Origin of the sequence: Pseudomonas sp. Z3-6, assembly GCF_051131985.1 — a bacterium.
GTDB lineage: Bacteria > Pseudomonadota > Gammaproteobacteria > Pseudomonadales > Pseudomonadaceae > Aquipseudomonas > Aquipseudomonas zanjanensis.
This window is the reverse complement of sequence record NZ_CP071644.1, coordinates 2,803,836-2,829,558: the sequence shown is the minus strand read 5'-3', so window position 1 is coordinate 2,829,558 and position 25,723 is coordinate 2,803,836. Positions and strand designations below refer to the sequence as shown.

Sequence of the window (25,723 nt, the reverse complement as noted above, 5' to 3'; positions counted from 1 at the left end):
CTCAGACTCAACGCACGCCGCGCCCCGCCATCGCCGCTGGCGAGAACTCCGAGGCCTTGTAGCGATCAACCGCGCGATACTGGTCCGGCAACCCGGCATAGAGGTTCTGGATAAACCACGCACCGGAGGTCAGGTCGTAGAAACCGGAAGACAGTTGCACCAGGCCTGGCAGGTCGGGCAGCACCGAAGGCAGCGACCAGAGGGTCTTGGCCAGTTGGCCGCTGGCATCCCAACGGTCGCCGAGCAGGGCTTGCCAGGTGTCCTCGTCGAGGTAGTAACGGCCCTTGGGCAACTGGTGGCGCTTACCGGCGGCCACCGTGGACTCGACCACCCAGACGCGGTGCAACTCCCAGCGCACGTAATCCGGGTTCAGATGGTGCTTGCCCAGCAGGTCCTGCGGTTGGGCAGCGTTTTGCACCTTGTTGGTGTTGTAGGGGACGTAGATCTCCTGCTTGCCTACCAATTTCCAGTCGAACCGGTCCGTACGCCCGCCCCACACGCTCAACTCATCGAAGGACATGACCCCGGCGGTAGACGGCGTCGGCGTGTCGCAACAAGCGTTGGGCAGCGTGCGCACCCGGCGCTGGCCGCTCAGGTAGACATGGGCCTGGGATTTGTCGCCGTTGATGTTTTCACGCCCGAGGATCTGCTCGCCGGCACGAATCGCCGGGCCGAGATTGACAAAGTGCACCTGCCAGTAGTCGCCCGAGTAGTTTTCAGGGCCGCCCTCCTGGAAGTAGTAGGGCATTTCCTGGGTCAACAGGCCGTCGCTCGTCATCACCTGGTTGCCGTCGGCCGTCATCAGATAGTGGCGGAAATGCCCCGCCACCGAGGTGCCGCGCCAGTTCAGCACGTGGTTCCAGATGGCTTCGGTGCCGTTCTGTGGAATCGGAAACGGGATCCCGCCATAGGCACCGTCGGGAATCAGGCCGGCGCTGCTGTTGATCAGTTTGGCGCGGGTGGCATTCTTGAATGTGTTGTCATAGACCCATTGCGGCGCGGCCGCCGTGCGCCGGGTCGGGTAGACATCGATGCGATAGGTCTTCGGAAAGCGCTTGAACAGCTCCTTGGTGCCGTCGCTGAGCTTGTCGGCGTACTTGGCCAGGTTCTGGGCAGTGATGCTGTACAAGGGTTTGTCCGCGGCAAACGGATCGCCACGTTTGCCGCCCGGAACATAGGCCGGATCGACCTTGGTGTAGCCGCCATCCCAGGCCGGAATACTGCCATCGGCATTACCAGCCTTCTCGGCACCGAAGGGCGTCAGGGTCTTGCCCAGCTCGGCCGCTTGTTCGGCGCTGGCGGCCAGGGCCATCGGCGCGGCGGCGGCCAGCAGGGTTAAGCACAAGGCCTTTAGAGTGAACTGAATGGTCATGCGCAAATCCTCTTAGAACGTGGTCTTGACGGAGAAAGCCAGGTAGTCCCGGTCCTTCAACGACTGCTTGTAATTGAACTGGTTGGCGGCGTTGAGGCTGGTGTCCTCGGGACCGTAGAAGTGGGTGTAGGTCAGCCCCACGGTCACTTGGTCCAGGTAGGTGGCGGAGACGCCGATGTTCATGTCCCCTCCTCTGTCGGGGCCGAACCCGCTGATCACCGCCGACTTGCCCATGGGGAAGTAGCTGATGCCCACCGGCACGCTGATATCGACGCCAGGGAAAAACTGGCGATAGGTAGGCGTGTACACCAGCTTCAAGCCCAGGCCGTCATCGGCGGCGTTAGGGTCCAGGGCGGCGCGATTCCTGGTCACGGCCAGCAGGCGGTTCCAGGCGATCTCACCCACCAGGCTGGCTTCATTGGCGACGAAGGAAGGGCCCAGCGAAGCCAGGACGTTGAGGTTGACGTGGGCCGTGCGGCCAACCGCGTAGAGGGCGTCATCGTTGTTGTCCGCGTCGACGCCCGGCAGGACGGTCTGGGCGTTGGACACCAGCGGCATGTTCCAGCGCATCGATGCCTCGCCGGCAAAGCTGTACTCGTCCACGGAGGTCGCGAAGCTGGCGCCCAGGACACGGATGTCTTCCGGGTAGACCCAGGAATATTCGCCGACTTGCCCGGTACTGAAGTTCGGCCCGGTGGCATTCGGTTTCAAATACAACGAGGGCGTCTTCTCGTGATACTGCAGCGCATACAGGCCGTAATCCGTCGTCCCGGTGTTGTACTTGAGCTGCAGGCCGCCCTGGCCGGAACTCCTGGCTTTCTTGTCCTGGCCATGGAAAAAAGCGGCCGGGCTGTTGGCATTGCCGCCCAGGAAATCCGGGAACGGCCCGCCGGTGATCAGCCTTTCATTGCCGTCGCCGATAGTATCGCTGGTGGAGAAATAGCTACCGGCGCCCGGCAAGCGGGTAGCTTCCCACTCCAGTTGGTAGAAGGCGCCTAATGACACGTCGTCGGTCAGTTGGTAGGCGGTCGAGAGCTGGTTGACCGGCCGGGTGATTTCCTTGAACTGCGTGTTGGGCACCGACTGCGCCTTGACCACGTCCACCGGTGCCATGGCCCCGGCAATGCCGTTGGCGCCGAAGAACAGGCTCTCGCCCCAGATCAGGCCGTGGCGCCCTGCGCGAACCGACAAGGTACGGTCGGCCAGCTCACCGTTCCAGTAGACAAAGGCATCCAGCAGTTCACCGTCACCTCCATGCAGTTGACGGGTGTCGCTTGTGAACTCGTCGAAGCCCACCGAACGCTGGTTGGCACTGGCCGCGTCGTTGTTGTCGTTGCGGTCCTGGTAGACAGTGTCGTACCAGGCGGCACCGCTCAGACGGGCACCAAAGTTGTGAAAACCGATGTCCAGCTCGGAAAGAATATCCAGGCGATTGGAGATCAACCCCTTGCCGAAGTTGTGATCGCCGTCATTCTGGTTCAGCGCCGTCTGCCCCTCGCTGAGCTTGCTGCTGGGGTCCTTCAGGCGCCAGGCCGCGCTGTACTTCAGCGTGTTGTCCCAGCGCAAGCTGAGATCGGGATTGCCGGTGTCGATCTGGAAGGCCTGGGCAGCCGACGCACCAAGCCCCAGGCTGGCCGCAAGGGTCAGGGTGAAAGGGACGCGCCGCGACGCAGCGATCTTGCGAGTAGCCATCGAAGTAACCCTCTTTATTGTTGTTGTATGTCAGTTCTTCTGGTGAAACGGCGCCCGCAGTCGAGCCGGGCCAAGCCTGCACAGGCATGAAACATCCAGGGGAAAGCGAATTCGGTTTTGCCGGTGCCTCAGATAGGCGCTGCCGTGACCTCGAGCATCTGCCTGACCAGGCCGATCCGGTCGAAGCTGCTGTCGTGGGCCATTTCCTTGTCACCGGCCAACACCGAGCTGTCGCTGATGAATTTGCAGCGCTCATAACGGCGTTCCATAAAGCGTTGGAGCTGCTGTTCAAGGCCGCCGCCGGCGACCAACTCTTCGCCAAGCACGACGGCATCTTCGATGGCCATACCGGCGCCCTGGCCCAAATGCGGCGTCGTAGCGTGCACCGCGTCGCCAATCAGCACGACCCGGCCGCGATACCAGGGCTCGCTGACGAACACCACCTCCAGCGGCTTATAGACGACTCGGTCACTGTCGATAATTTGCTCGCGCAGCTCGCCGATCAGCCCGGTGAAACCACTCAGGCGCCGGCGCATTTGGGACGCCAGCGTGGCAGGCTCTAGCCTTTGGTTGGCGGGCTCGTGGGAGGTCATGAACAGGTACATCTGATCCTGCCCCAGCGGCACCAGTCCGGCATTGCCGGCGGGCCCCTGGAAGGTAGCCAGATGATCGATCCCGGCGGCGCGTGGAAAGGTGTAGCGCCACACCGCTTGGCCGGTGAAGCGCGGCAGGTACTGCTCGCCGAACAGCAGACCGCGCAGGTGGGAATACAGGCCATCGGCGCCGACGACCAGGTCGTAGCGACCGCGACTGGCATCGGTGAACAGCACATCAACGCCCTCGCCTACCTGCTCCAGCGACTCGACACTCAAGCCCAGACGGACCGAGACGCCAAGGGCAGCAACGGTTTCGCTGAGGACTTGATGCAGGGCCAGGCGCGAGATGCCGACGTTGGCTGGGTAGTCGGGGCCGGCCAGGCGTTGACCAGGGATCCGCGCCAGCTGTTCACCGGCGGTGGTATTGATGGTCACATCCTCGAACGCGTAGGCAGCATCCAGGTAGCCGTCCAACACACCCAACTTGGCCATCTCGCGCACGACGTTGCTCTGCTGGATGATGCCAACGCCGTAGACTGTCCACTGCGTCTTGAGCTCGACAAGGTCGACGACAATGCCTTTGCGACGCAAAGCGATTGCCGCACATAGACCAGCGATACCACCACCGACGATAAGCACCTTTTTCACTGCGTTCATGCTCGTCTCACTCTTATTCTTGTTATGCACGCGAGCGTTCTGCCGGGGCGATCCCAGGCTTCAGAACTCGCTGTGTTTGCACGCATTCGGTACCGCTTTGTGTCCACTTTCTCGGCAAAGCAGGCGTTTGACTAATCGCATGTAGGGATACGATGTATCAGCTACCGCGATACCTTAATTAGGGTCCACACGCCTCCAACTGACCCGCTTCGAGCACCAGCCAATCGGCCTCGGCTCGCCATCCCAGCGCACTCAGGCTTTCCCCCAGGCACGGCCCGTAGACGCACAGCCCCGTGCTGGGAAGGAACCGGGCACCATGGGCGTAACAGACGATCTGGCTGCCATCGACACTGAGGAAACGATCCTTGCGGTACTCCAGCCGCACCTCCAGGTGCGGACAACTGTTGCGATAGACACGCACCTCGCCGTCATGGCGCAGGGCAAACACACTGTCCTTGCCCGTACCCAGGGGATCGAACCCGCGGGCCTGCCCTTCGACCAATTCATCCAGTCGACAGAGAACAATTGCGTCGTGGCTCATGGACGAAATCCGCATTCAGGCCTGCTTGGGCGGCGGGCCGCTCGGAAACCATTTTTCCCGGGAGGTGAACAGGAACAACTGCGAGTTGTCCGCCGACAACGGCGCTTGGCGCGCTTGCCAGGCGTCATCGTGTTTGTCCATGTCGGCGTCGTATTCAATGTGGCAACCCAACGGGCTGTTGAAGTACCAGAACCAGTTGGAACCGAAGAGGTGGCGGCCCGGCCCCCAGAAGCTGGTCCAGCCTTGCTGTTCGAAGCGACGTCCGGCCAGCAGTACTTCCGTGCCGCTGCCCATGTGAAAGGTGAAGTGCTCGCAACCCTTCATGTGTGGCGGCGTCTGGATCATGAACAGGCAATGATGGTCATCGGAACCGGCCGGCCGCATGAACGGGCCCGCACCGACAAAGGTGTCAGTGGTCACGAAGCCCAGGCGCTTGTAGAAAGCTTCGGCCTTGGCTGCATCCGGAACGAAATACACCACGTGGGACAGGGTCCGCGGCAAGGCCTGCATGTCGGGACTGATGCCAGGCTGATTGACCGGGCGTTGAGGCGCATGGCCCGGCGCATTGGTCAGGTCGGCGGGCGCGCTGTACGCACGCCGCACGCTGATCTGGAAACCAATGGCAAAGCCCATATCGTCCACGCTGTGCACGGAGCCATCGGCACCGCGGGTCACCAGGCGGTCGCGCCCCAACTCATCGGCGATAGCCTCGAGGTCAGCCACGCTGGCCACGCCATAGACGGTTTCACGAATCGAGGGCGCAGGCCCGATGGCCGCCGGCAGACTGGCATCGTCTGCCCGTCGGATAATCACCGCGGTGCCGTCGAGGGCTTCAAAACGACCGCCCTCACTGTCGACATCGACAGGAAGCAGGCCGTAGTCACGCAGGCAATGGGTACAGGCTTGAATATCGTCGACGCCAAAAATCAAGGCATCAAGGCCAATGATGTTCATTGAGTTACCGCTCCATTGTAATTATTCAGCGCAGGCCAGCACCCCACTTACGGGAACCGTGCCAGGCGAAGCGCTGCCGAGGCTGGACTTGGAGTCGATCAAGCGTCACGGCCAACCGACTGTGGGCCGATACTGAAGGGGCAAAAACTCGCTGACTAATCGCTTGTCGGGATGCGACCTATCGGCAAATGCGATACCTGGCTGCGCAGCGCAAGTTGCATGGAAAATCGAACAGGCATCGTTCGATTCCCCCATTCACGGGACTTGACGCCGCGATAGGAAGGCCGGAAGGTATTTACAAAATAAATACAAGAATCGAGACCGCCATGCGCTTTAACCACCTGGATCTCAATCTCCTGGTGGCGCTGGATGTGTTACTGGAAGAGCAGAACATCACCCGCGCCGCCGAACGCCTGCACATGACTCAATCCGCCACCAGCGGCGTACTGGGCAGGCTGCGCCTCTACTTCGAAGATGAACTGCTGGCACAGGTCGGGCGCAAGATGCAGCCCACGCCCTATGCCCGTGAACTGGCGGCGCCGGTGCGCCAGGTGCTACTGACGATCCAGTCCTCGATCACCGCCAAACCGGTGTTCGACCCCGCCACCAGCAAGCGTCATTTTCGCCTGATCACGTCGGACTATCTGATCAGCGTCCTGTTTGCCCGGGTGATCCAGAAGATCTCCCTGGAAGCCCCGCACATCACCTTCGAACTGCTCGGCCCCGGCGATACGTCCACCGAGATGCTGATGCGCGGCGAGGCCGACATGATGATCGTGCCCGAACACTACCTCATCGAAGGCCACCCCTCCCAGCTCCTGTTTGAAGAGGAACATGTTTGCGTCGTATGGGACGGCAACACGTTGGTAGGCGACAGCATCACCCTCGATCAGTACATCGAGATGGGCCACGTCTCGGTGATTTTTGGCCGCAACCGGCAACTGAGCGTCGAGGAATGGCTGATGAGCCAGTATGGTTTCACCCGTCGCATGGAAGTGGTGACCCACGACTTCAACACCCTGCCGCAGTTGATCGTCGGCACCCAACGCATCGCCACCATGCTCCAGCGCATGGCCAGGCTCTACGCCAACTACCTGCCGCTGCGCATCGTGCAACCACCGGTGAAAATCCCGGTGATGCGTGAGTTCATGCTCTGGCATCGGACCATGGAGGGGGATCCGATGCACCGTTGGCTGCGGGCGAAAATCAGTCAGATCATCAACGAGTTGGAGCAATAATCGCTTCCGCTGCCCTGAGGCGGATCAGGATCTTGTAGTGCGCCCTCAAGCTTCCTGCCGATGGGGCACACGAAGCTCCATCGCCATTCGCAATACCTCCCATCCCGACTCGCGATTGGCCAAACCATCAGCCGCCCCTTAGCCTGCTGCGAACCGTCAGGTCTGGCGCTCCCCGCTGCGGATTTGACCGCCTGCCTTTGCTTGCACAAGGACAATAACCCTCATGTTTCGCTACTTCCCGACCAACTACGTGTGGAATCTTTCCGTCGACCTGGCCATTGAAATGGGCGCCCGCATCGGCGAAATCGAAGAAATGTGCGCGCCGCTGCAAGAAGCCGCCAAGCAACCGGACGCCGCCGGCAGCAAGGCCTTCCGTGAAACCTGGGCGAACATGGCCGACAAGCTGTGCGGCCTGGCGGAAGAAGACGAAGGCAAGGGTCGGCTGTTGTCCGCCGGTGAAAAATACAACCGCGCCGCGACCTATTACCTGAGCTGCGAACGCCTACAGGCCCACGGTGCACCTGGCCGCACGGAGCTGTACCAGCGCTTTCTGCACACGTTCCAACGCGGTATCGAACTGGCACGGGAAAATTGCGAGCGCGTCGAAATCCCTTACGAAGGCAAACACCTTTCCGGTCTGCTGGTGCGTGCCGAAGGCGTCAGCGGCCCAGCGCCGATCCTGGTGCAGGTCAATGGACTGGATTCCACCAAAGAAATGAAATACCGCGTCGGCCTGCCCGCCTGGCTGGCCAAACGTGGCGTTTCTTCTTTAATCATCGACCAACCCGGCACCGGCGAAGCACTTCGCCTGCACCACCTGACCGCGCGCTTCGACAGCGAACATTGGGCCAGCCGCGTGGTGGACTGGCTGGAAACCCGCGACGATGTCGACGCCAAACGCATTGGCCTGGAAGGCGTCTCGCTTGGCGGCTACTACTGCCCGCGCGCGGTAGCCTTCGAGCCGCGCTTCGCGTGCGGCGTCGTGTGGGGTGCCAACCATGACTGGCGCGAAGTGCAGAAACGTCGAATGGAAAAGGAAGGCAGTTTTCCGGTGCCGCATTACTGGTCGCATGTGTCATGGGTCTGGGGCGCCAAGGACACGAAGGCGTTCATGGCCATCGCCGAGAATGTTCATCTGGACGGCATCCTCGACCGCATCAAAGTCCCCTTCCTGGTCACCCATGGCGAAAAGGATTCGCAGATTCCCTTGAAGTGGGCCCACCGCACTTACGAACAGTTGGTCAACAGCCCAAAACGCGAACTGAAAATCTTCACCGAACGTGAGGGCGGCGTGCAGCATTCGAGCTTCGATAACAGTATCAATGCCGGTCAATACATTGCCGACTGGGTGGCTGAGGTACTTGGCGGGCGTACTGCATAACGGGCGTGAAGTTGGAGATATTGGCGATTGGGCTCGCTCCCGCAGTTTATGCGCCAGGCCTGTGGGAGCGAGCATGCTCGCGACAAAACTTTAGGGCTGTTGCCCAAAAATCCGGATCAGAAGTAATACCCAATATTCATGTACAGCTGGTTTTCCCACTGATCACTACCCCCAGCCCCCAGACTTTGCGTGAGGCTGCTGCCACCGATCACCGGATCATTCTTGCCGTACAACCATTCCGTGGCGATCCACAGCTTACTAAGTGAGAACGAGGTGCCGACAATCATCCGTTGCGAGGTCTTGAAGTCGTCTGCGGATTTATCGAAGGCGCTGTAGTTGGCGTATAGCTGCACGCCGCTGATCTGATCGAACAGGTACTTGCCGCCAACGTCGTAGCTCACATCGGCCACGTACAAATTGCCGCGACTGGCAACGTTGTAAGTGGCGTCGTAACCGCCGAAAGTCACCAGTTCATCGGTGCCGGGGTTGCGCGGGGACATCTGCTGTCGCGCAGCTTGCAGTTGCACGCCCCATGGTCCGTTTTTACCGATGTAGTGCACCGCCACGGCATTGCGCCGGCCGTCGTTGTTGGTGTCGCGGTTCTCCAGGGATGAGGTCAGGTCAGAAATCCCGACTTCGGACTTCCATGGCCCCAGGTCCAGCGCCTTGGCCACCCGCAGCACCACGGTGTCGCGCTCCTGGTTGTTGCTGCCATCGATGACATAGCTGTCCGCTTCGGAGACAACGCTGGAGTAGGTTTCCCCCTTACTGGTGCCTTTTCCCTGCGAGGCCGGGCGAAGGTAGTAACCGGCCTGGATGTTCCAGTCGCCACTTTGGTGGATGTACTTGGCGCCAAGTTCTTCCACGTCTTCCAGCCCCACGACGTTCCCCAGGGTTTGATAGAACGTGCTGCCAAAGTACGGCTGCAAACCGAACGGCACCTGGTTCAGACCGACCTGGATTTGCTGGTCAGGGTTGAACTTGTAGCCGATCCAGGCGAACTCGGCGAACTGGACGTCCCCGACGTTTTCCGTGTACTGGTAAGGGTAGGCTCGGCCGTAGAAACGGTACTTGGCGTGGCCGATCCAAGTGTCGGAGTTGTACTTGGCGGAGAGGATCACGGTATCGAAGTTGAACTTCTGGATATCGCGATCCGGGTCATAGTCCCAACGCGCCCGGACGGCGCCGCCGAGATCGAGATTGTCGGTGACCTGGACCGCCTGCGCGTGTGTGGAAAGTGCGCCGAACAGCGCCAGCGGAATCAACGAGCCCAAGGCCCGGATGGTGTTCAAGTTCATGGTCGCTCCATCTTTAGGTTTTATTTTTGGCAACAACCATCCCGGCCACGGCAAAGCGCGGTCTGGATGAAATAGGTATGGCCCGCCGAGACTGAAGCTGGAACAGCGTCCAGGTGCTAGCGGGCTAAACGGTGTTTGAGAAGCCGCAGTTGTTTAAATTTCGGCGTCAGTGGTGTTGCAGTTCTTCAACCACAGCGGCACAAGCGCGGAAGGCATCCAGCGTCCACTCTGGATTGATAAAGTCTGGCCAACTGGAAAGTTTTACGATCGCCACTTCAGCAGCCGGATCCCAATAGATACTCTGGCCAAATACTCCGCGCGCCGAGTAAGTGCCCTGTTCACTGTCCAATACCCAGCACTGATTGCTGTAGGCAGCCCAAGCTGTCGAACGTGACTGCCAGCGGATGAATCCCGCTCATGTCGTATCGATGACTGGAGCCTTTGAACCCAGTCAGGCCATTGAACGCCGCGGGCACGCGAATGGAGCCCGCCGTATCAGTGCCGATGGCAACGCACACGATGCCCCGTTGAACCGCAATCACTGACGCAGTGCTGCAGGCAGCCGCAGCATCGTGTCGATCATGCGTGAAGACGGTGAGCAACTGGGCCGGTTCAGGGTGCGAGGAAGCTACTCGGTCCGGTGTCGGCGGAGCTGAACCCGCATAATCAATGTGCGGGTCAGCGATATCAATCGTCTGAAGATCCCCGGCAGCTTCTCGGTGCCGATCCGGATCTCGCCGACAAGAATGTAGCCGTCGGAACAGCGCACAGGGCGTTGCCCCCACACGTTACCAAAGGTGTTAGCTCTGTATCGGAAACTCAGCCTGATCAGGAGCGTCCACCGGCCAGAACCATTTGAGGGGCCAACGAACTCGCGCCTCTGCATACAAAATTCAGGCACAAAAAAAAGCCACTCATCTGAGTGGCTTTTTTCTGAATCTTGGAGCGGGAAACGAGACTCGTATCTGGTGTCCGACTCATTGAAATATAAGGGGTTTCTTTTCTTGCGAAAGCAAGAAAAGACTCAATTCTGGACTTGTTCTTTGGGTCTATCAAGAGCAAAAAAAGAAATTCCAAAGCAAGCTATCGCGTTCTGGCGCACCGGATTTCGTCCAGCAGTCCATCATCTAAGCTCACTGAAGGCTCTTAATACGGAGAGTCGAATCGACGTCGCAGGTACTCACTCGATGACCGAGCGAAAGCTATGGCTGGTCGGTTATGGTGACTGGGCAGGTTCAGCCTCGGCCACCTTGATCGATGTTACCGGGACGGCAATAAGTACTGCTCTGGAAATCGAGGCGTTTCTGTCCGGTCACCGACTCGCAGATTTCCGGTACGTTCCGGCAAAGTCTGAAGCACTTTGTTGATGCGCGCACGGCCAACACCCTGACCAGCGTCGAAGCGTATCTGGAAGAACTGCAAACCGTTCGCCGACAAGGCTATGCAGAAGACCATGAAGAGTTCGAAGACAACATGCGCTGCCTGGCGGCGCCGATTCGAGACCGCTTTGGGCACGTGATCGGCGGCATGAGCGTTTCATTCCACTGTTTTGGCTTCAGGGAAGAATTGAAGCAGGACTACGTCAAGCACCTGATGGAGGCCACGCAGCAGATTTCAGCTCAGTTGGGCTGGCACCTGCGTTGAGTCGTTCCCAAGTCCCGCCGCAGAGCGCATGAACACCGGATCGCGACCTAGGCTCGGGCGGACACTTCGCTCTTTCTCGGCGCTGCCGCTATATGGTTACTGTAGCCCGCCACATTGATCCAGAAAGGCACCACTGGTAAGTCATCGACCATCTGCGGCCCCGCAATCCTGTGAGTGCTGACCCCCATGCGCTTGAGCAGGCGCTCGTTTCCCGGCGCGCTGAATGCAATCAACCGACGAGCGCCAAGGGTCTGCGCGATGTCAATGACCTTGCTCATCAGCCATGTTGTGTCGTGCCAGGCCCGAATGACCTTTGCGCGTCGCGACAAAAGACGCCGACTGGCGAACCGGGATAGCTCCCAGACGGTACTTGAGGACGGCAACGGAGTGTCGCCCATCAACTGGGGGAACACCTCCCCCAACAAAAAGGGACGATCGGTAGGAATCAAGCGCGCACATCCGACGATTTCCTGCTTGCTGTCGCGGGCCAGGACATACACCGTATCCGGTCGATCGAAGGCATCCACCTCTAAGCCCTCGGCGCAGGGCAACGCCCAGCCGAGGCCCTTGACGAACACTTCATACCGGTAGCGAGCCAGTGCCTTGAACAGGGCCGGGGACATATCACTGCGGGTGCTGGCAATCACTTCGAGCATGATCCAGCCTCCCCGGCACAGAACGTTGATATGAACCCTGTGATGGCCGCGGCGACCTCGCCCCCCCGTTCAAGATAGGGCACATGCCCGGAATCCTCGATGACCTGGCCACGGGCGTCGGGCAGTTGCTGGAGCAGGTTCTCCAGGGCAGCAGGCAGGAACACCTGGTCATGCCGCCCCCAGATCACCAGCGTCCTCGAAGCGATCTGCGGAAGCCGTTGGAGAAGCACGTCCAGGCCTTCGCGGCGAAAATCCTCGATCACCCGCTGCACAGCAGCAAACCTCGACCTGCCGCTTGCGGCCATGGCCTGCGCCAGGCGTCCTCGCACCTGGGGTGGCTCCTTGAACACCAGGCTCCAGAAGCGCTTCATCTCCTCGACCGTACGATAGCCGAAGACTGTGCCTTGCCCTTGCAGGCTGGCTTGCAATGCTGGCCCTAGTACCGCCGGGCCAAGACCTGCAGGTGCCAGCAAGACCAGGTGACTGACACGCTGGGGGTATTTCGCGGCATACAGTCCGGCCACGCAACCGCCCAAAGAACTGCCGACCAGAACGAAGGGGCCCTCGACTACCGTTTCCAACAAGCCCTCCAGCTCTGCCAGCAATGCCAGCGGTCCGAAGCCTGCACGCGACTCGTACAAGGATTGGCCATGCCCCGGTAAATCGACGAAAACACAACGGTGATGGCGCGCCATGCCCAGGATCGCAGGTCCCCACTGGTCCTTGCTGGCGCCCAAGCCATGAAGGATGACCAGTGTCGGCCCCTTCTGACGTGCAGTGCTTTCCAGATAGGCCAATCGCCCTTGCGCACTGGCGTGCCAGCGCAGCTTCAAACCGAACTGCCATCGGTGGACCAGGCGCAAGGTGCCGAGCAACAGTCGATCAACGCTGTTCATCCGCCACTCCTTGCCCTTTGCTGCCGCCAGCCTTGAGAAAAAATTTCCCGGGCAGGCGCAGTTGGCATAGCGCCACACCTGACAGCGTCAACGCGGCGCCGATCACTAGGCGCTGGCTGATGCCCTCGGCGAGCATGATCTTGCTGACGGCGATCGCGAACAGCGGCACCAGGAGCAGATACGGGCTCAGTTGCTGCATCGAATTGCGTCCGAGCAACCAGAACCAAAGGCCGAATCCCAGAAGACCGCCACTGAGCGCTGTATAGATGACCGCCCACCACGCCTGAGCGCTGGCCGTGTGGACGCTTGCCCATTGCCCGCCCTCCTGGATGAAGGACCACAACAACAGTTGTGGCGCGGCGATGACAGCCGTCCAGGCACTCAAGGCCAGCGGATCCAGCGGCCCGAGACGCTTGGCCAACACCGATCCGACCGCGAATGCCAAGGCCGCCAGCGCCACCAGCAGCATGCCGACAAAAGTCCCGCTCGCCGGCGGTTTGGCCAGCAGCACCAGAATACCGGCGAACGCCAGCAGGATGCCCACCAGCGCGCGCACTTTCAGGACTTCACCCAATAACGCGAACGCCAGAACGAGGGTGAAAGGTGCCACCAGCTGATAGATGATTGCCGAGGTAGAAGCGTCTACCCGGGCGATACCGCAATACAGCAAACCAAAATGCAAGGTGCCGGTAATCGTAGCGATCAAGACCATGGGCCCGAACTGCTCGCGTTTGACACGCTTGAGCAATGGCATGAGGAACAGCGCCATGATCGCGTAGCGCATGGCGACCATGAGGATAGGCGGCAGCTCGGCGCCGCCAATCTTCACGGCGGTGACCTGCGCGCCCCAGAGAAACGCGACCAGCAGCGCCAGCAATGAATCTTTCAATGGCATGATAGTTATCCCTTCTGAAATTGAATGGGCCGCAGGATTCTTTCCGGCTTGCCCGTGGCAACCCCTGTGGGATTAAGTCGACGGTAGTGCTCACAGAGCCGGTCCAGCGTCTCGCACAAGGCCTGTTCCGCTTCAGGATCGTGGGCCAGCTGTGTCTGGAAGCACGGCGGGAACCCCGAGCCGACCAAAATCATTTTGTTGAGCAGTACGTTCAGCGCGACCTGGGAGAAAACGGCCGTGTGCCCGTAGCGCCGGCCGACGACCGCAATCGCCGCGAGCTTGTCGCGCAGCGGGCGTTGGCGTGGACGCATGAAGCCGTAGCCGACCCGCTCCAGAAACGCCTGGAAGCGACTGTTGGTGCCGTAGGCGTGCATGACGGGGAGATAGAGCACCGCATCGGCGCGATCCAGCCGCGCCACCAACTGCCCGACGTCGTCCTGCACCGCGCAGTCCTGGTCTGAACAGGCGTTATCGGCGTCGCAGTAATCGATCCGGTAGTCCTTGAGCCAGATGTCATCGATCTCGATCTCCTCGCCCAAGTGGCGGCGCACCAGCGCCACCACCCGTGCACTGACACCACAAGGTCGGCTGGAACCGACTATGATGGTCAGATTCATGATTCAGGACGCCTCTCGCAGCCCTTCTTCGCCAGCCAGATAGGCTCGCAGCGCTTCCTCCATCAACTGTCCGGTTAGCCACAACGTGACGCGTGCGACTTCCTTGATCTGGCGACGATCGTCTTCGGTCTTCACCGCACGCTGCATGGCCACGCGCACTTCTTCGGCGTGCTTCTCATCTATGGTCGAGTGGGCGACGAAGAACGTCATTTGCTCGTCCTTCAAGCCCAGGTCTGCGCGGAACCTTTCCAGGATCGGCTGGATGTGCTCGTAGACGTCCTCGGCCCAATAGCTGTAGCCCAGTCGTGCGATCGGTCCCTTGCGGATAGCCACATCGTTGAGGAAGGCGATCAGCGCCTGGGTCGGCGCCAGGGGGGCTGGCATTTCCTGTGGCAGCAGCCCGACCGACTCGAGATCGCGCAGTACCATGCGCTCGTGGCCCAGCTCTTCCAGGGCGTGCTTATAGACGAAGCGCAGCAGTGTCGTCTCTTCCGGATCGGCACTGAAGGCGCAGGCGGCCTGGTTGACCGAGTTGTAGCGGGTGTAGTGGTACACCTGCAGCATGAGCTGTTGGTAGAGGGCTGGCGGCGTGTGATTGTCCAGGCTGAACTTCCAGTAGGCGCCCTGCTTGATCTGGGCCCAGCCCGCTTCGACGATAGCGTCGAGTTCCTTGAAGAATGCTTGCATTTCAATAGGCTCCTTTAACATTGTGGTAAACACTTTCGAGTTCCAGGTACACGAGGCTGTAGCGCCGCTCGACCTGTTCCCCGGTCCAGGTAACGTCATCCACCAGCACGCGCCCTCCCAAGCCGACATACAACGCCGCCAGTTGGCCGCGGCACAGGGCCGAGATGAATCGCAGGTGGGTGTTGGCTTTCAGCCAGATGGCCGCCTGCAGGAGAAACATGCGCAGGTGCCGCCCGCCGCGGTATCGCTCGTCCAGCACCAAGCGATTGGCATCGAAGGCGTCCGTCGATTGTTCGAAATAGGCGTGCACATTGACTGCCCGCTCGACGAAACTCAGGCCATGGCCCAGCGGGGTGACGCGCAACGTCCCGACCACTTCGTCCTTGTCCAGGTAGACCAGGTGATAGGACAAGGCGTCGCGCACCTGCTCCCTTCGCTCGAAGTCATCCTCCCGTGCCGGGTTGGTCCCCAGATAGCGACTCCTGAGGTGCCTGACGGACTCGAACAGCTCATTTGCGTTGTCGATCACGCGAACAGACAGGCTCATCGGTGACCTCACTGGCCTTGACGCTGATCGACGATGCGCGCTTCTTTCCAGCTGAACCAACTTCCAAGGTTCACATGTTCAGCAAGATCGCCCACCACCATGACCGTGGCATCGACCCCCAGCCGTTCGCGCAGGCGCTCCTTGATCAGCAGCACCAGACGCCCACGATCACCCTCGAAGAAGCGCGACATTTCCAGCTTGGCGATGACGGTGTCGCGATCATTGGCGCGACTGAGGATGATCTGGTAACCAAGGCATTGTTCGACGCCTTCAAGCAACGCCTGCTCGATCTGCGCAGCCGAGAAGGCGCGACCGTTCAGTTGCACGGCATCCTTCACCCGACCGACAACCTTGACGGTCTGGCGCATCGATTGCGGATAGCCGGGGCGCGACTGGATCGAGACCAGGTCACCCGTGCGGTAGCGGATCAACGGCTTGCTGCCAGGGATCAGCATGGTCACGCACAACTCACCGTCGCCGGTGCAGCCGAGGCTTTCCCCGGACTTGGGATCGAGCACCTCGATGATGTAGTTGAGGCGATGAGGCACCAACTGGTCATTGGCGTTGCAGGCCGCGATGATCATCGCTTCCTGGGAGCCATACAGGCTGTTGTAGGCCTGCGCGCCCCACAGGCTGTAGAGGTTGTTCTTCAACGCTGGCGTGCACAGCTCGCCGCTCATCATGAACGCGCGCAGGGCGAAGTCCTCGCGTGGGTTCAAGCCCTGCCGCTCGGCTTCCTTGGCCATGGCCAGCAAGAGCCCCGGCGCCGACGCGAGCACGCCGATCCGCAGATCCTTGAGCAGTTGCAGCGCCTTGAGCCAACCGATCACCGGTGAGTGCGGCCAGATCTTGGCATTGCACAGGTCGAGTTGGGTGCAGACATCGCCCAGGGTGTCACCGAAGGAATGGACCTCGGTGGGCCCCATGATGCCGACCACAGCTTTTTCACCCGCAAAGTGCTTTTCGATCACCGCCTGGTAGGCCATGGCCAGTTGGCGATTGCTCGCGTAGCTTTCCTTGCGATCCCGTGGGCATGGCGTAGCAGGCCCGGTGGTGCCCGTCGTCTCGTAATAGAAGATGCTGTCTTCCAGCGGGCCGGACAGAATGTCGAAGCCTGCCTCGCGCAAATCATCCTTGGTCGTGAATGGCAAGGTGACGAGCTCATCCAAGGTCAGCGAACGCTCGTCGACCTGGGCAAGGTGCCTGGCATAGAACGGCGAAGAACGCTTCACGTGGCCGATCACTTCCCGCAACTGTTCCTGATGCCATGCCGCCAACGCGGTGTCGCTGAGGACGTCGGTCCAATAGGCATGATGAATCGGATCGTACCGCTTCTTGAATGTGTCTAAATGCTCTTTCATTTCAGCCGCTCAGGTTTGATGGGTTACTGGAACTCAACGGCCACTACGTTAGTGACAGAAGTTACAAATACCCAGCTGCGTTATCCCGCAGTTGTGCGCGTACGAGTTTCTTGTTAAAAGCACGCGCGATTACATATGCGCAGGAATAGTTTTTGTGCCTGTCGACACTAAGAAATGAATGAGATATCAATATCCGTCCAGCAGTTGACAGCCCCGGGGCACACTGGTAATTTCGCTGCACTGCCGCTCGTTCCCGCAGTGCCTAGCCAAGACTGGGATGTCTAAAATGTACTATCACCTTTCTGCTATCAGTTCTTCCCACAGCTACCCCGACAGCTGTTCCCGGGCCATTCTGGCCATCTTCAAAAGCAATATCTGGCGTCGCTAATAATCTAGCGAAGACCAGCGTCTGTCTGCTGCCTGCCAGCAACGTCCTGCTCTCTCCACAATGAAATTCGAAGGTGCTCGCGCCTTGTGCCCTGCGCATCGATGGCTGCAATCCGTTGCAAGCCTGGTATTGCGCGCGACATGAACAGCGTCCGCCCCGAACATTCAGGATATCCGTCAACACCTATTTAAAGTGCCTGCGCACTTTATATTCCCGTGGTGCTCTCTTAATGGAGTGCCTGAATCGTTGCACCTTGAAAATGGTATAACCGTGAATAAACATTTAATTGACGTCAATGTTCTTCGCCGCGAAGAACGTCGATCTACAGATGCACTTGGCATATATGCAAATGCACTGGAGCAACTGGGTCGCGAGTCTGTCTTCATTCTTGAATCACTGTCCGGTCCAAGCCGCGATCGCCGGGCGACGATCGTCGGGCTCGATCCCCTTTTCGAAGTGTGTATCGATGAGGGCCAGGCACAACTGCGAGGCTGTCCTGCGCTGTGTGAACACTTGTCCGCCAGCCTGCAACAAGGGGGGGTGCAGGTCGATCCCGAGCACAAGATCCACCTACCGGACAGCGAGTCAGGGTGGAACCTGCTCCGGACCATCCAGGCTACGTTCCAGCCTGCACCCAATGCCCCGTCCAGCCTGGCGTTCTTCGGCTATTTCTCCTACGACTGCGTTCGCCTGATCGAGCGCCTTCCCGATCTCGCCGAACAGACCTACAGCTACCCGCTCATCGCCCTGTCGGTCTATCAGACACTGGTTTATTTCCACAGCAACGGCATTGTCGAAACCCTGATCAACAACCACCCTCTGTGGGCGCCCCGTACAGTGGAGGATTACCCCTTCCTGAGCGCAACCCCGGCGTGCGAGGCAGTGGATCTGCCACCGTATCCAGAGACATTCGAGGAAATCCGCACGGTCACCCCGGAGCAATTTTGCGAACGTGTCGAAGTCGCAATGGAGCACATCCGCGCCGGCGACGTCTACCAGATCCAACTCGGCCATGAGATCCGCATTCGCTCGCAGGTTGCGCCGTTCGATGTGTACCAGAACCTGCGCCTGCGCAACCCCTCTCCTTACATGTACCTGGCCCATGTGGGCGGTATCGACCTGATCGGTGCCAGTCCGGAGCTGTTCGTCAGGATCAAGGACGATTTGATTGAGATGCGTCCGATCGCCGGTACTGTCGGCAAGAAGCCTGGCGTCGATCCGACCCAACTGGTGCTGGAGCTGACCCGCTCGGAGAAGGAACGCGCCGAGCACCTGATGCTCATCGATCTGTGTCGCAATGATATCGGTCGCGTCTGCCAGGCCGGCTCGCTGGAAGTCGACGAATTCATGCTGGTAGAGGAGTACTCGCACCTCTACCACATGGTGTCGAACGTTCGCGGTCTGCTGCGCCCAAGCCTGGATGCCTACGACGTGATCAAGGCCTCATTCCCCGCAGGAACCATGTCCGGCGCGCCCAAGGTCAGGGCAATGGAACTGATCGAGGGAATGGAGAGCAACCGCCGGGGCATCTACGCCGGAGCCCTTGGCCTGGTGGGTTTTGATGGCAGTGTAAATACCGCCCTGTGCATTCGCTCGACCGTCTTCGACGAGGGGACCTACCACTTGCGTGCATCCGCCGGGGTGGTCGCCGACTCCGTTCCCGAGATGGAGTGGAAAGAGACGCTGTACAAGATGGGTTCTGTATACCGGGCAGTGACCGGCAAGGAGATCGCACTGTGAAAGTATTCCTGATCGACGCCTACGACAGCTTCGTCTTTATCATCAGCCAGTACCTGGAACAACTGGGGCTGGAAACCCGCGTCGAGCGTCACGACGTGCCAGACCTCCTCCAACGCATCGAGGATTTTTCGCCGGACTTCTGCGTGCTGGGCCCTGGGCCTGGGCATCCGGCCGACGTTGGCTACATCGAAGTGATCAGGCACTTGCAGGGGCGTTTGCCGCTACTGGGCGTATGCCTGGGTCATCAAGCCATCGGCCTGGCCTTCGGCGCTCAGGTTTGCCGCGCCCCGCACGTGATGCACGGCAAAGTGAGCACGATCGAGAACGATGGCAAGGGCGTCTATGACCACACGCAGGCACGCGCCATACAGGCCACCCGCTACCACTCGTTGATGGTCAGCGACCAGCAGCTACCCGACAGCCTGGAAGTCACCTCGAGATCCACCGATGACGGCTATGTGATGGGTGTGCGTCATCGCCACCTGCCAGTGGAAGGAGTGCAGTTTCACCCTGAGAGCATCCTGACCGAAAACGGCCTGGACCTGTTTCGCAGTTTCATCAAGTGTTACGTGCACCAGTGATCCGCCAGAAGGGGCGCACTCCCCTTCTTTTTCCGTGCTCCAGCTGTTTCATTCCCGCTATAACAAGAGCGACTCGTTTATGGACAAACACAACTCCCCCGTCTGCAGCCGGAACCAGGCCGGGCGTACCGCACCGCTGACCGCCTTCATGAGTCTCGCCAAAGATGCCAACCGTTGCGATTGGGAGCGCCTGCTGAACAAAGTGCTGCGTCAGCTCGGCTTCGGCAGCTACCTCATCAGCCTGGGACCGGCAGCACCGAGGGATACCGACCCTCTCGCCGGCCTCATCACCACCTTTCCCAAACGCTGGCTGGAACACTATCGCGGTGACGGGTTGATCGAGATCGACCCGATACTCAGGCACTGTCGACGCGAACTGCTACCTTTTTTCTGGGACAGCGAGCGCAGGCGCGCCCGTGGACGTTCCCGGCACTTCTGGCAACAACGCGAGCAACACGGCCTGCGCAGCGGCCTGAGCATCCCGCTGCGCTACGAGCTGCTCAGGGGAACACTGAGTGTGGCTTTCGATGACACCCAGATCACCGAACAGGAGGGCTTTTCCAACCCTGCCGTTTATCAACTGTTCATGCTCATCCCCTACCTGCTCGCCGGAATGCGCCATCAGTTGCAGGTTCCTGCCCAACCCTGCCAGGACCTCACGCCCAAGGAGTTGGACTGCCTGTATTGGGCCAGCGTCGGCAAGACCACTTGGGAGATTAGCCACATCCTGACCTGTTCCGAGCGCACCATCGACTTCCACCTGCTCAATGCCCGACGCAAGCTGGGTTCGGTGAGTCGCCAACAGGCCGTCAGTGCTGCAGCGGCCTGCGGGCTGGTCATGCCGACGGTTGCCCCACCGGTTTACAGACGCCAGAAATGATAACCCTCGGCCTCGTAGGACTCCCGATCCAGGACAGCCTTGACATCAATCACACACGCCCCGGGCAATAACTTGGTGCGCATTTGCTGCAATGAGGTGCGCCGATAGGCCTCATGCGGCACAGCCACGATCAGCGCATCGCCTGCGGGCAGCTGTTCCCAACTGCTCAATGCGCAGTCGTACTGACGCATGACCGTCGCCGGGTCGGCCAGTGGGTCATGCACATGGACGTTGACGCCATAGGCTCGCAATTCGACGATGATGTCGTGAACCTTCGAATTGCGCACATCTACGCAATTTTCCTTGAACGTGATTCCCAGCACATTGATCGTCGAGCCCTTCACCACACGGTTGGCGGCGATCAGCAGCTTGATGGTTTTCTCGACGACCCACTTGCCCATGCCATCGTTGATCCGTCGCCCGGCAAGGATCACTTGGGGATGGTAGCCATGGGACTCGGCCTTGTAGGTGAGGTAATAGGGATCGACGCCAATGCAGTGACCGCCTACCAGCCCTGGCTTGAAATCAAGGAAGTTCCACTTGGTGTTCGCCGCTTCCAGCACCTGGCAGGTGTCGATCTTCAGTTCCGAGAAGATCAGCGATAACTCATTCATCAGGGCGATGTTCAGGTCGCGCTGGGTGTTCTCAATGACCTTGGCCGCTTCGGCCACCTTGATCGAAGGAGCACGATGCACCCCCGGCCGGACAATCAGCTCGTACAACGCGGCCACAGTCTGCAAGCTCTGCGGACTGTCGCCGGACACGACTTTGACAATATCGCAAAGCGTGTGGGTACGATCGCCGGGATTGATTCGCTCAGGCGAGTAGCCGACAGTGAAGCCCTCTTTCCACACCAGCCCCGAAGCCTCCTGCAAGGCGGGAATGCACCGTTCCTCGGTCGCGCCCGGGTAAACGGTCGACTCGTAGATGACCAATGCCCCGGGCTTCATGTTCCGCCCCACCGTTTCACTGGCTCGTATCAAGGGTGACAAATCAGGTTGATTCGCCGCATCCACAGGTGTGGGGACCGCGACGATGATAATGTCCGCGCCGCGCAGCGCCGCCGGATCGCTCGTATAGGTGAGCAAGTGCGCCTGCTGCATCTGCTCCTCGCCAAGCTCCCCGGATGGATCTATGGCATCGCCTAATTGATCGATACTGTGCTGGCAGATATCGAAGCCTATGGTCGGCAAGCGCTTGCCGAACTCAACCGCCAGAGGAAGCCCGACATAGCCCAGCCCCACCACCGCGACAGTCCCAAAAATCTGTTCCATCCTTCGCTCCTTGAAACCCGGCTGTGCCTTCAATTTCGCAATCCACGGGTAAATGACAACAACGATTCATAGGTTTGCATGGCCTTTCCGCTGTCCAGAATGCCGGTCGCCAGCTCCAGCCCCTGGGCGATACTCTCGACCCTGTCGCCCAGGTAGAGCGCCGCAGCACTGTTGAGCAGGACAATGTCGCGTGGAGCACCTTCCCGACCCGCGAGCACTTCCAGGCATAACGCCCGGGCCTGGTCGATGCTGCTGACCTGCAGGCTTGCCAGATCACACACCTTCATTCCGAAATCGCTGGGGTGGAGGTGGTACTGGCGTATGTCGCCATCCCAGAGCTCAGCGACCAGCGTGCTACCGGATAGGGAAATCTCGTCCAAGCCATCCTCGCCGTGGACCACCAGCGCGCGCTCGCTGCCCAGTGCCCTGAGTACCTGCGCCATGATCGGCACCAGCTCGGCGCTGAACACACCCAGCAATTGCCTGCTCGCCGCAGCGGGGTTGGTCAGCGGGCCGATGACATTGAAAATCGTGCGGATGGCCAGTTCACTGCGGACCCGCGTCAAGCCCGGCAGAGCCGGTCGATGGACTGGCGAGAACATGAAGCCAATCCCCACTCGTTCCAGGCACGTAGCGATCTGTGCGGGCGTCAATTGCAAATCCAGGCCCAGCGCTTCCAGTACATCGGCGCTGCCACAGGTCGAGCTGACACTGCGGTTGCCATGTTTAGCCACCCGCACACCCGCCGCGGCCACCACAAAGCTGGCGGTGGTCGACACGTTGAACGTGGCCCGCGCATCCCCTCCTGTTCCGCACAGGTCCACCAGCGGCCCCGCCACCGAATGCCGCACCGGAATCAGAAATTCACGTACCACGCGGGCGACACACTCGATCGCCTGGAACTCCAAGCCCTTCACTTGCAAAGCCACCAGCAGCGCAGCGATCAACGAGTCCGGCAGCTGTCCCTGCATCAATGCTCGAAAGGCGCTTTGCAACTGATGCGCCTCGACCGGCTCCCCCTGGCTGTACCGTGCAACCACTCCACGCACATTCTGCGGCATTGTTCTCCCTCACCTGTTAGCTGGGCTGATCCCGCCTGTTGGCAGGCCACGGCGGCTGCCGTCATTACTGATTGATGCTGCGTTGCACGCGTCGCACCTGCTCGAAGGCGAGCCGGGCATTTCGACAGAACTCCTCAATAGCCCGGGGTGACTTGCAACCCGGCGACGACTCCACCCCCGAGGACACATCCACGGCCGCGGGCTCGAGTGCTTCGATCAACGCTGCGACACTGTTGACCGTCAAACCGCCCGCGATCATCGCCTCCGGGTAGCGCGCGGCCGGCCAAGGATGCGCAACCCCATGGCCTGCCCCTGCATCGACCAGTGGCAGCGCCGAGGCCCTTCGATCGCGACGGTAATCCGACGGCATCACACGACGAATCAAAGGCCGTCCCAGCTGCTCCCAACAACGCCCCTGCTCCTGGCCATGCAACTGCACCAGATCCAGGTCCAGGGCCAGGGTGGTTTCGTAGACCTGGCTGTACGACTGATTCATGAACACGCCCACTACCCTGGCCTGGTCACCGATCAGGTCACGCAAGACCGTTGCCTGTTTGGGCGACAGTTCGCGCTTCGAACCAGGCACCAGTACCAGGCCGATCAAATCGACACGGGCTTGCAGGCACGCCTGGATATCTTCCGGTGTCCGTACCCCGCACACCTTGATCGTTCCCTGCTGCCAGCCATTCATCGCCGGCCCCCGGCCTTGAAACCAGCGAGATAGTGGTGGGCCTGCGTAGCGGCTTCGACCGGGTCGGCCAGCCGGCGTGCCAAAGCGCTGCCAATGATCACGCCCTCTGCCTGCTGCCACATGACTCGGGCCTGTTCGGGGGTGCCGATGCCGAAACCAACCGCCAAAGGCAAGTCAGTAAATCGCCGTACCCGCGCCACTAACGGACCGATGTCGGCCAATTGGTCGCGCTCACCGGTCGTGCCCAGCACCGACACCAGATAGATGAAGCCCTTGGCGTGTTCGGCAATCGTGCGCAGGCGCTCGTCGCTGAGGTTCGGTGTCATCAGAAAGATCTGATACAAACCGTGGGCCTCCAGGGCGGCACGCAACTCACCACTGGCCTCGACCGGCATGTCCGGGACAATCACTGCACTGATGCCCGCCTCGGCGGCCTGCGCGGCGAACCGCTCGTAACCATGGTTAAGCAGAAGATTCGTATAGGTCATCACCACCAGCGCGGGCGCCTGGTCGTCCTGGGGAAGTCCGGCGATCTGCTTCAATGCCAACGTCATGGTCATGCCATTGGCAATCGCTGCGTGGCTGGTCTGTTGGATCACCGGACCATCGGCGACCGGATCGGAGAAAGGCACACCCAGCTCGATGACATCCGCACCAGCATTACGTGCGGCCTGTACCAGCTCCGGCAGGCTGTCCAGTGCCGGATAGCCGACCGTCAGGTAAGGCATCAGGGCCTTTTCGCCTCTTTGCGCGAGATCGGCGAAACAGCTGTCGATACGGTTCATTGGGGGACTTCCTCCGCGCTCGTGAGCTGGGCAATGGTTTGCATGTCCTTGTCGCCACGCCCGCTGAGGTTGATGATGATTCGCGCTCCCTGGGGCAGTTGCCGCGCGACCTTGATGGCGCCGGCCAACGCATGGGCGCTTTCCAGGGCCGGGATGATGCCTTCACAGCGCGATAGCAGCTGGAGTGCTTGCAGCGCCTCGTCATCGCTGGCCCAGAGATAATTGGCGCGACCGCTGTCACGCAACTGGGCATGCTCAGGCCCGACCATCGGGTAATCCAGTCCGGGCGCAATGCTGTGGGTTTCACCTATCTGCCCATTGGCGTCCTGCAGGACGTAGGAGCGACACCCTTGCAAGACCCCGGAGCGGCTCTGTCCGCCCTGGCCGAAACGGATCGAATGATTGCCAGTGCTTTCGCCCTGGCCGGCGGCCTCGACACCGAACAACTGCACGTCAGGTTCCTCGATGAAGGCCGAAAACAACCCGATGGCGTTCGATCCCCCTCCGACACATGCCACCAGCGCATCCGGGAGTGCTCCGTCCTCAAGCGCGGCGAACTGCTGCCTGGCCTCGTCGCCGATGACGCTCTGGAAATAGCGGACGATGGCCGGGTATGGGTGCGGGCCCAACGCCGATCCCAGCAGGTAATAGGTCGTGTCGGCATTGGCCACCCAGTCGCGCAGGGCGTCGTTGATCGCGTCCTTGAGGGTCTGGGTGCCGCCAGTGGCCGCCACTACCCGCGCGCCCATCAACCGTATGCGTTGTACGTTCAGCGCCTGGCGTTGCATATCACGCAAGCCCATATAGATCACGCATTCGATCCCCAGCAAGGCACAGGCCGCAGCAGTCGCCACGCCATGTTGGCCTGCACCTGTTTCTGCGACCACGCGGCGTTTACCCATCATCTGCGCCAGCAGCGCCTGACCCAGGGCATTGTTGATCTTGTGGGCGCCGGTATGGGCCAGGTCTTCGCGTTTGAGGTAGGTTTTCACCCCGATTTCCCGGGAGAAGTTCTCCACCAACGTCAAGGGAGTAGCCCGCCCCACATAGTGTTTGAGCAAGCTGCGATAACGTTGCTGGAACGCTGCACTGGCGATGATTTGCTGATAACGCTCGGTCAGTTCGCTGACCGGAGGCGAGAGTGTTTCAGCGATGAAACACCCACCATGGTCATCGAACCAAGGACCTTGCCCCGCCAGGGTTTCCAGCGCTGGCGAACGCCCATCTCCCAGGCGTTGCGCGACAAGTTGCAGGGCTGCCCTGACTGGGGTGCTGTCGAGTGGCGGCAATA

25 protein-coding genes and 1 pseudogene are annotated in these 25,723 nt (G+C 60.4%); 7 read left to right on the top strand and 19 right to left on the bottom strand.

The features are described 5' to 3' along the window. Window positions 1-7: 7 nt before the first annotated feature. From J3P88_RS13080 to J3P88_RS13060, 5 genes are all read right to left on the bottom strand, one after another. A complete protein-coding gene (locus J3P88_RS13080) occupies window positions 8-1,372 on the bottom strand; it encodes a DUF1329 domain-containing protein (RefSeq protein ID WP_434575704.1) in 1,365 nt (454 codons plus the stop codon). A gap of 12 nt (window positions 1,373-1,384) precedes the next feature. Next, complete coding sequence (locus J3P88_RS13075; RefSeq protein WP_434575702.1) at window positions 1,385-3,064, bottom strand: DUF1302 domain-containing protein; 1,680 nt, start codon at window positions 3,062-3,064, stop codon at window positions 1,385-1,387. Window positions 3,065-3,192: 128 nt separating this feature from the next. Next, the gene (locus J3P88_RS13070) at window positions 3,193-4,317 is read right to left on the bottom strand and encodes an FAD-dependent oxidoreductase (RefSeq protein ID WP_434575701.1); all 1,125 of its coding nucleotides are present in this window, start codon (window positions 4,315-4,317) and stop codon (window positions 3,193-3,195) included. Window positions 4,318-4,495: 178 nt separating this feature from the next. Next, window positions 4,496-4,858, bottom strand: coding sequence for a Rieske (2Fe-2S) protein (locus J3P88_RS13065; RefSeq protein ID WP_186729379.1), 363 nt, complete (start codon window positions 4,856-4,858; stop codon window positions 4,496-4,498). A gap of 15 nt (window positions 4,859-4,873) precedes the next feature. Further along, complete coding sequence (locus J3P88_RS13060) at window positions 4,874-5,812, bottom strand: VOC family protein (RefSeq protein ID WP_434575699.1); 939 nt, start codon at window positions 5,810-5,812, stop codon at window positions 4,874-4,876. Between the two features lie 326 nt (window positions 5,813-6,138). Between J3P88_RS13060 and J3P88_RS13055 the strand changes: the two genes are divergently transcribed. Beyond that, on the top strand, window positions 6,139-7,050 hold the full coding sequence (locus tag J3P88_RS13055; RefSeq protein WP_186706207.1) for a LysR family transcriptional regulator: 912 nt from the start codon (window positions 6,139-6,141) through the stop codon (window positions 7,048-7,050). 223 nt (window positions 7,051-7,273) lie between these two features. Next, on the top strand, window positions 7,274-8,431 hold the full coding sequence (locus J3P88_RS13050; protein ID WP_434575697.1) for an alpha/beta hydrolase family protein: 1,158 nt from the start codon (window positions 7,274-7,276) through the stop codon (window positions 8,429-8,431). Window positions 8,432-8,547: 116 nt separating this feature from the next. On the opposite strand, the gene J3P88_RS13045 is transcribed toward J3P88_RS13050, so the two are convergent. Both J3P88_RS13045 and J3P88_RS13040 read right to left on the bottom strand, forming a co-directional pair. After that, window positions 8,548-9,729, bottom strand: a complete 1,182-nt coding sequence (locus J3P88_RS13045) for a hypothetical protein (protein WP_434575696.1) — start codon at window positions 9,727-9,729, stop codon at window positions 8,548-8,550. 356 nt (window positions 9,730-10,085) lie between these two features. Beyond that, window positions 10,086-10,283: pseudogene (locus J3P88_RS13040) on the bottom strand (amidase family protein); the annotation flags it as partial. A 414-nt stretch (window positions 10,284-10,697) separates the two neighbouring features. Here J3P88_RS13040 and J3P88_RS13035 point away from each other — a divergent pair. Further along, a complete protein-coding gene (locus J3P88_RS13035) occupies window positions 10,698-11,096 on the top strand; it encodes a hypothetical protein (protein WP_434575694.1) in 399 nt (132 codons plus the stop codon). Continuing rightward, the gene (locus J3P88_RS13030; protein WP_347709614.1) at window positions 11,011-11,373 is read left to right on the top strand and encodes an IclR family transcriptional regulator domain-containing protein; all 363 of its coding nucleotides are present in this window, start codon (window positions 11,011-11,013) and stop codon (window positions 11,371-11,373) included. Before J3P88_RS13035 ends, J3P88_RS13030 begins: the two co-directional genes overlap by 86 nt. Before the next feature lie 47 nt (window positions 11,374-11,420). On the opposite strand, the gene J3P88_RS13025 is transcribed toward J3P88_RS13030, so the two are convergent. The 7 genes from J3P88_RS13025 to J3P88_RS12995 are packed head-to-tail and all read right to left on the bottom strand — an operon-like array spanning window position 11,421 to window position 17,032. Beyond that, on the bottom strand, window positions 11,421-12,029 hold the full coding sequence (locus tag J3P88_RS13025) for an acyl-homoserine-lactone synthase (RefSeq protein ID WP_186706204.1): 609 nt from the start codon (window positions 12,027-12,029) through the stop codon (window positions 11,421-11,423). Beyond that, window positions 12,017-12,925 (bottom strand): alpha/beta fold hydrolase, encoded by a 909-nt coding sequence (locus tag J3P88_RS13020; protein ID WP_434575692.1) that lies wholly within the window; start codon window positions 12,923-12,925, stop codon window positions 12,017-12,019. Before J3P88_RS13020 ends, J3P88_RS13025 begins: the two co-directional genes overlap by 13 nt. Then, window positions 12,912-13,820, bottom strand: a complete 909-nt coding sequence (locus J3P88_RS13015) for a DMT family transporter (protein ID WP_186729382.1) — start codon at window positions 13,818-13,820, stop codon at window positions 12,912-12,914. Before J3P88_RS13015 ends, J3P88_RS13020 begins: the two co-directional genes overlap by 14 nt. A gap of 5 nt (window positions 13,821-13,825) precedes the next feature. Continuing rightward, entirely contained in the window at window positions 13,826-14,437 is a 612-nt protein-coding gene (locus tag J3P88_RS13010; protein ID WP_135845913.1) for a flavodoxin family protein, read from the bottom strand. Window positions 14,438-14,440: 3 nt separating this feature from the next. Further along, on the bottom strand, window positions 14,441-15,124 hold the full coding sequence (locus tag J3P88_RS13005; protein ID WP_186706201.1) for an iron-containing redox enzyme family protein: 684 nt from the start codon (window positions 15,122-15,124) through the stop codon (window positions 14,441-14,443). Window position 15,125: 1 nt separating this feature from the next. After that, on the bottom strand, window positions 15,126-15,671 hold the full coding sequence (locus tag J3P88_RS13000) for an acetyltransferase (RefSeq protein WP_186706200.1): 546 nt from the start codon (window positions 15,669-15,671) through the stop codon (window positions 15,126-15,128). An 8-nt stretch (window positions 15,672-15,679) separates the two neighbouring features. Next, a complete protein-coding gene (locus tag J3P88_RS12995) occupies window positions 15,680-17,032 on the bottom strand; it encodes a phenylacetate--CoA ligase family protein (protein WP_434575689.1) in 1,353 nt (450 codons plus the stop codon). 658 nt (window positions 17,033-17,690) lie between these two features. On the opposite strand from J3P88_RS12995, the gene J3P88_RS12990 reads away from it, so the two are divergent. The 3 genes from J3P88_RS12990 to J3P88_RS12980 all read left to right on the top strand — a co-directional run bounded on the left by J3P88_RS12990 (window position 17,691) and on the right by J3P88_RS12980 (window position 20,621). Next, a complete protein-coding gene (locus J3P88_RS12990; RefSeq protein ID WP_186706198.1) occupies window positions 17,691-19,160 on the top strand; it encodes a chorismate-binding protein in 1,470 nt (489 codons plus the stop codon). Beyond that, window positions 19,157-19,741 carry an anthranilate synthase component II gene (locus J3P88_RS12985; protein ID WP_186706197.1) on the top strand — a complete coding sequence of 195 codons (585 nt, stop codon included), beginning with the start codon at window positions 19,157-19,159 and terminating at the stop codon, window positions 19,739-19,741. Before J3P88_RS12990 ends, J3P88_RS12985 begins: the two co-directional genes overlap by 4 nt. Window positions 19,742-19,820: 79 nt before the next feature. Further along, entirely contained in the window at window positions 19,821-20,621 is an 801-nt protein-coding gene (locus tag J3P88_RS12980; protein ID WP_186706196.1) for a helix-turn-helix transcriptional regulator, read from the top strand. Here the strand turns inward: J3P88_RS12980 and J3P88_RS12975 are convergent. The 5 genes from J3P88_RS12975 to trpB all read right to left on the bottom strand — a co-directional run bounded on the left by J3P88_RS12975 (window position 20,603) and on the right by trpB (window position 25,640). Next, window positions 20,603-21,895: a nucleotide sugar dehydrogenase gene (locus J3P88_RS12975; RefSeq protein ID WP_434575686.1), complete on the bottom strand. Its 1,293-nt coding sequence runs from the start codon at window positions 21,893-21,895 to the stop codon at window positions 20,603-20,605. The two genes, J3P88_RS12980 and J3P88_RS12975, sit on opposite strands and share 19 nt — an antisense overlap. A gap of 29 nt (window positions 21,896-21,924) precedes the next feature. Continuing rightward, window positions 21,925-22,956 carry an anthranilate phosphoribosyltransferase gene (gene trpD, locus J3P88_RS12970; RefSeq protein ID WP_186706194.1) on the bottom strand — a complete coding sequence of 344 codons (1,032 nt, stop codon included), beginning with the start codon at window positions 22,954-22,956 and terminating at the stop codon, window positions 21,925-21,927. 64 nt (window positions 22,957-23,020) lie between these two features. Beyond that, the gene (locus J3P88_RS12965) at window positions 23,021-23,647 is read right to left on the bottom strand and encodes a phosphoribosylanthranilate isomerase (RefSeq protein WP_186706193.1); all 627 of its coding nucleotides are present in this window, start codon (window positions 23,645-23,647) and stop codon (window positions 23,021-23,023) included. Further along, entirely contained in the window at window positions 23,644-24,432 is a 789-nt protein-coding gene (gene trpA, locus J3P88_RS12960; protein ID WP_434575683.1) for a tryptophan synthase subunit alpha, read from the bottom strand. The genes J3P88_RS12965 and trpA overlap by 4 nt, the downstream gene beginning before the upstream one ends. Next, the gene (gene trpB / locus J3P88_RS12955) at window positions 24,429-25,640 is read right to left on the bottom strand and encodes a tryptophan synthase subunit beta (RefSeq protein ID WP_434576432.1); all 1,212 of its coding nucleotides are present in this window, start codon (window positions 25,638-25,640) and stop codon (window positions 24,429-24,431) included. Before trpB ends, trpA begins: the two co-directional genes overlap by 4 nt. Between the last annotated feature and the right edge of the window lie 83 nt (window positions 25,641-25,723).

Excerpts from the sequence above, each read along its gene's own strand:
- J3P88_RS13075 (WP_434575702.1), bottom strand. The coding sequence starts at position 3,064 with ATGGCTACTCGCAAGATCGCTGCGTCGCGGCGCGTCCCTTTCACCCTG.
- J3P88_RS13045 (WP_434575696.1), bottom strand. The coding sequence starts at position 9,729 with ATGAACTTGAACACCATCCGGGCCTTGGGCTCGTTGATTCCGCTGGCG.
- J3P88_RS13050 (WP_434575697.1), top strand. The coding sequence starts at position 7,274 with ATGTTTCGCTACTTCCCGACCAACTACGTGTGGAATCTTTCCGTCGAC.
- J3P88_RS12965 (WP_186706193.1), bottom strand. The coding sequence starts at position 23,647 with ATGAATGGCTGGCAGCAGGGAACGATCAAGGTGTGCGGGGTACGGACA.
- J3P88_RS13025 (WP_186706204.1), bottom strand. The coding sequence starts at position 12,029 with ATGCTCGAAGTGATTGCCAGCACCCGCAGTGATATGTCCCCGGCCCTG.
- J3P88_RS13000 (WP_186706200.1), bottom strand. The coding sequence starts at position 15,671 with ATGAGCCTGTCTGTTCGCGTGATCGACAACGCAAATGAGCTGTTCGAG.
- J3P88_RS12975 (WP_434575686.1), bottom strand. The coding sequence starts at position 21,895 with ATGGAACAGATTTTTGGGACTGTCGCGGTGGTGGGGCTGGGCTATGTC.
- trpA (WP_434575683.1), bottom strand. The coding sequence starts at position 24,432 with ATGAACCGTATCGACAGCTGTTTCGCCGATCTCGCGCAAAGAGGCGAA.
- J3P88_RS13015 (WP_186729382.1), bottom strand. The coding sequence starts at position 13,820 with ATGCCATTGAAAGATTCATTGCTGGCGCTGCTGGTCGCGTTTCTCTGG.
- J3P88_RS13010 (WP_135845913.1), bottom strand. The coding sequence starts at position 14,437 with ATGAATCTGACCATCATAGTCGGTTCCAGCCGACCTTGTGGTGTCAGT.
- J3P88_RS12980 (WP_186706196.1), top strand. The coding sequence starts at position 19,821 with ATGGACAAACACAACTCCCCCGTCTGCAGCCGGAACCAGGCCGGGCGT.
- J3P88_RS13070 (WP_434575701.1), bottom strand. The coding sequence starts at position 4,317 with ATGAACGCAGTGAAAAAGGTGCTTATCGTCGGTGGTGGTATCGCTGGT.
- J3P88_RS13065 (WP_186729379.1), bottom strand. The coding sequence starts at position 4,858 with ATGAGCCACGACGCAATTGTTCTCTGTCGACTGGATGAATTGGTCGAA.
- J3P88_RS13080 (WP_434575704.1), bottom strand. The coding sequence starts at position 1,372 with ATGACCATTCAGTTCACTCTAAAGGCCTTGTGCTTAACCCTGCTGGCC.
- J3P88_RS13005 (WP_186706201.1), bottom strand. The coding sequence starts at position 15,124 with ATGCAAGCATTCTTCAAGGAACTCGACGCTATCGTCGAAGCGGGCTGG.
- J3P88_RS13060 (WP_434575699.1), bottom strand. The coding sequence starts at position 5,812 with ATGAACATCATTGGCCTTGATGCCTTGATTTTTGGCGTCGACGATATT.
- J3P88_RS13055 (WP_186706207.1), top strand. The coding sequence starts at position 6,139 with ATGCGCTTTAACCACCTGGATCTCAATCTCCTGGTGGCGCTGGATGTG.
- trpD (WP_186706194.1), bottom strand. The coding sequence starts at position 22,956 with ATGCCGCAGAATGTGCGTGGAGTGGTTGCACGGTACAGCCAGGGGGAG.
- J3P88_RS12995 (WP_434575689.1), bottom strand. The coding sequence starts at position 17,032 with ATGAAAGAGCATTTAGACACATTCAAGAAGCGGTACGATCCGATTCAT.
- J3P88_RS13020 (WP_434575692.1), bottom strand. The coding sequence starts at position 12,925 with ATGAACAGCGTTGATCGACTGTTGCTCGGCACCTTGCGCCTGGTCCAC.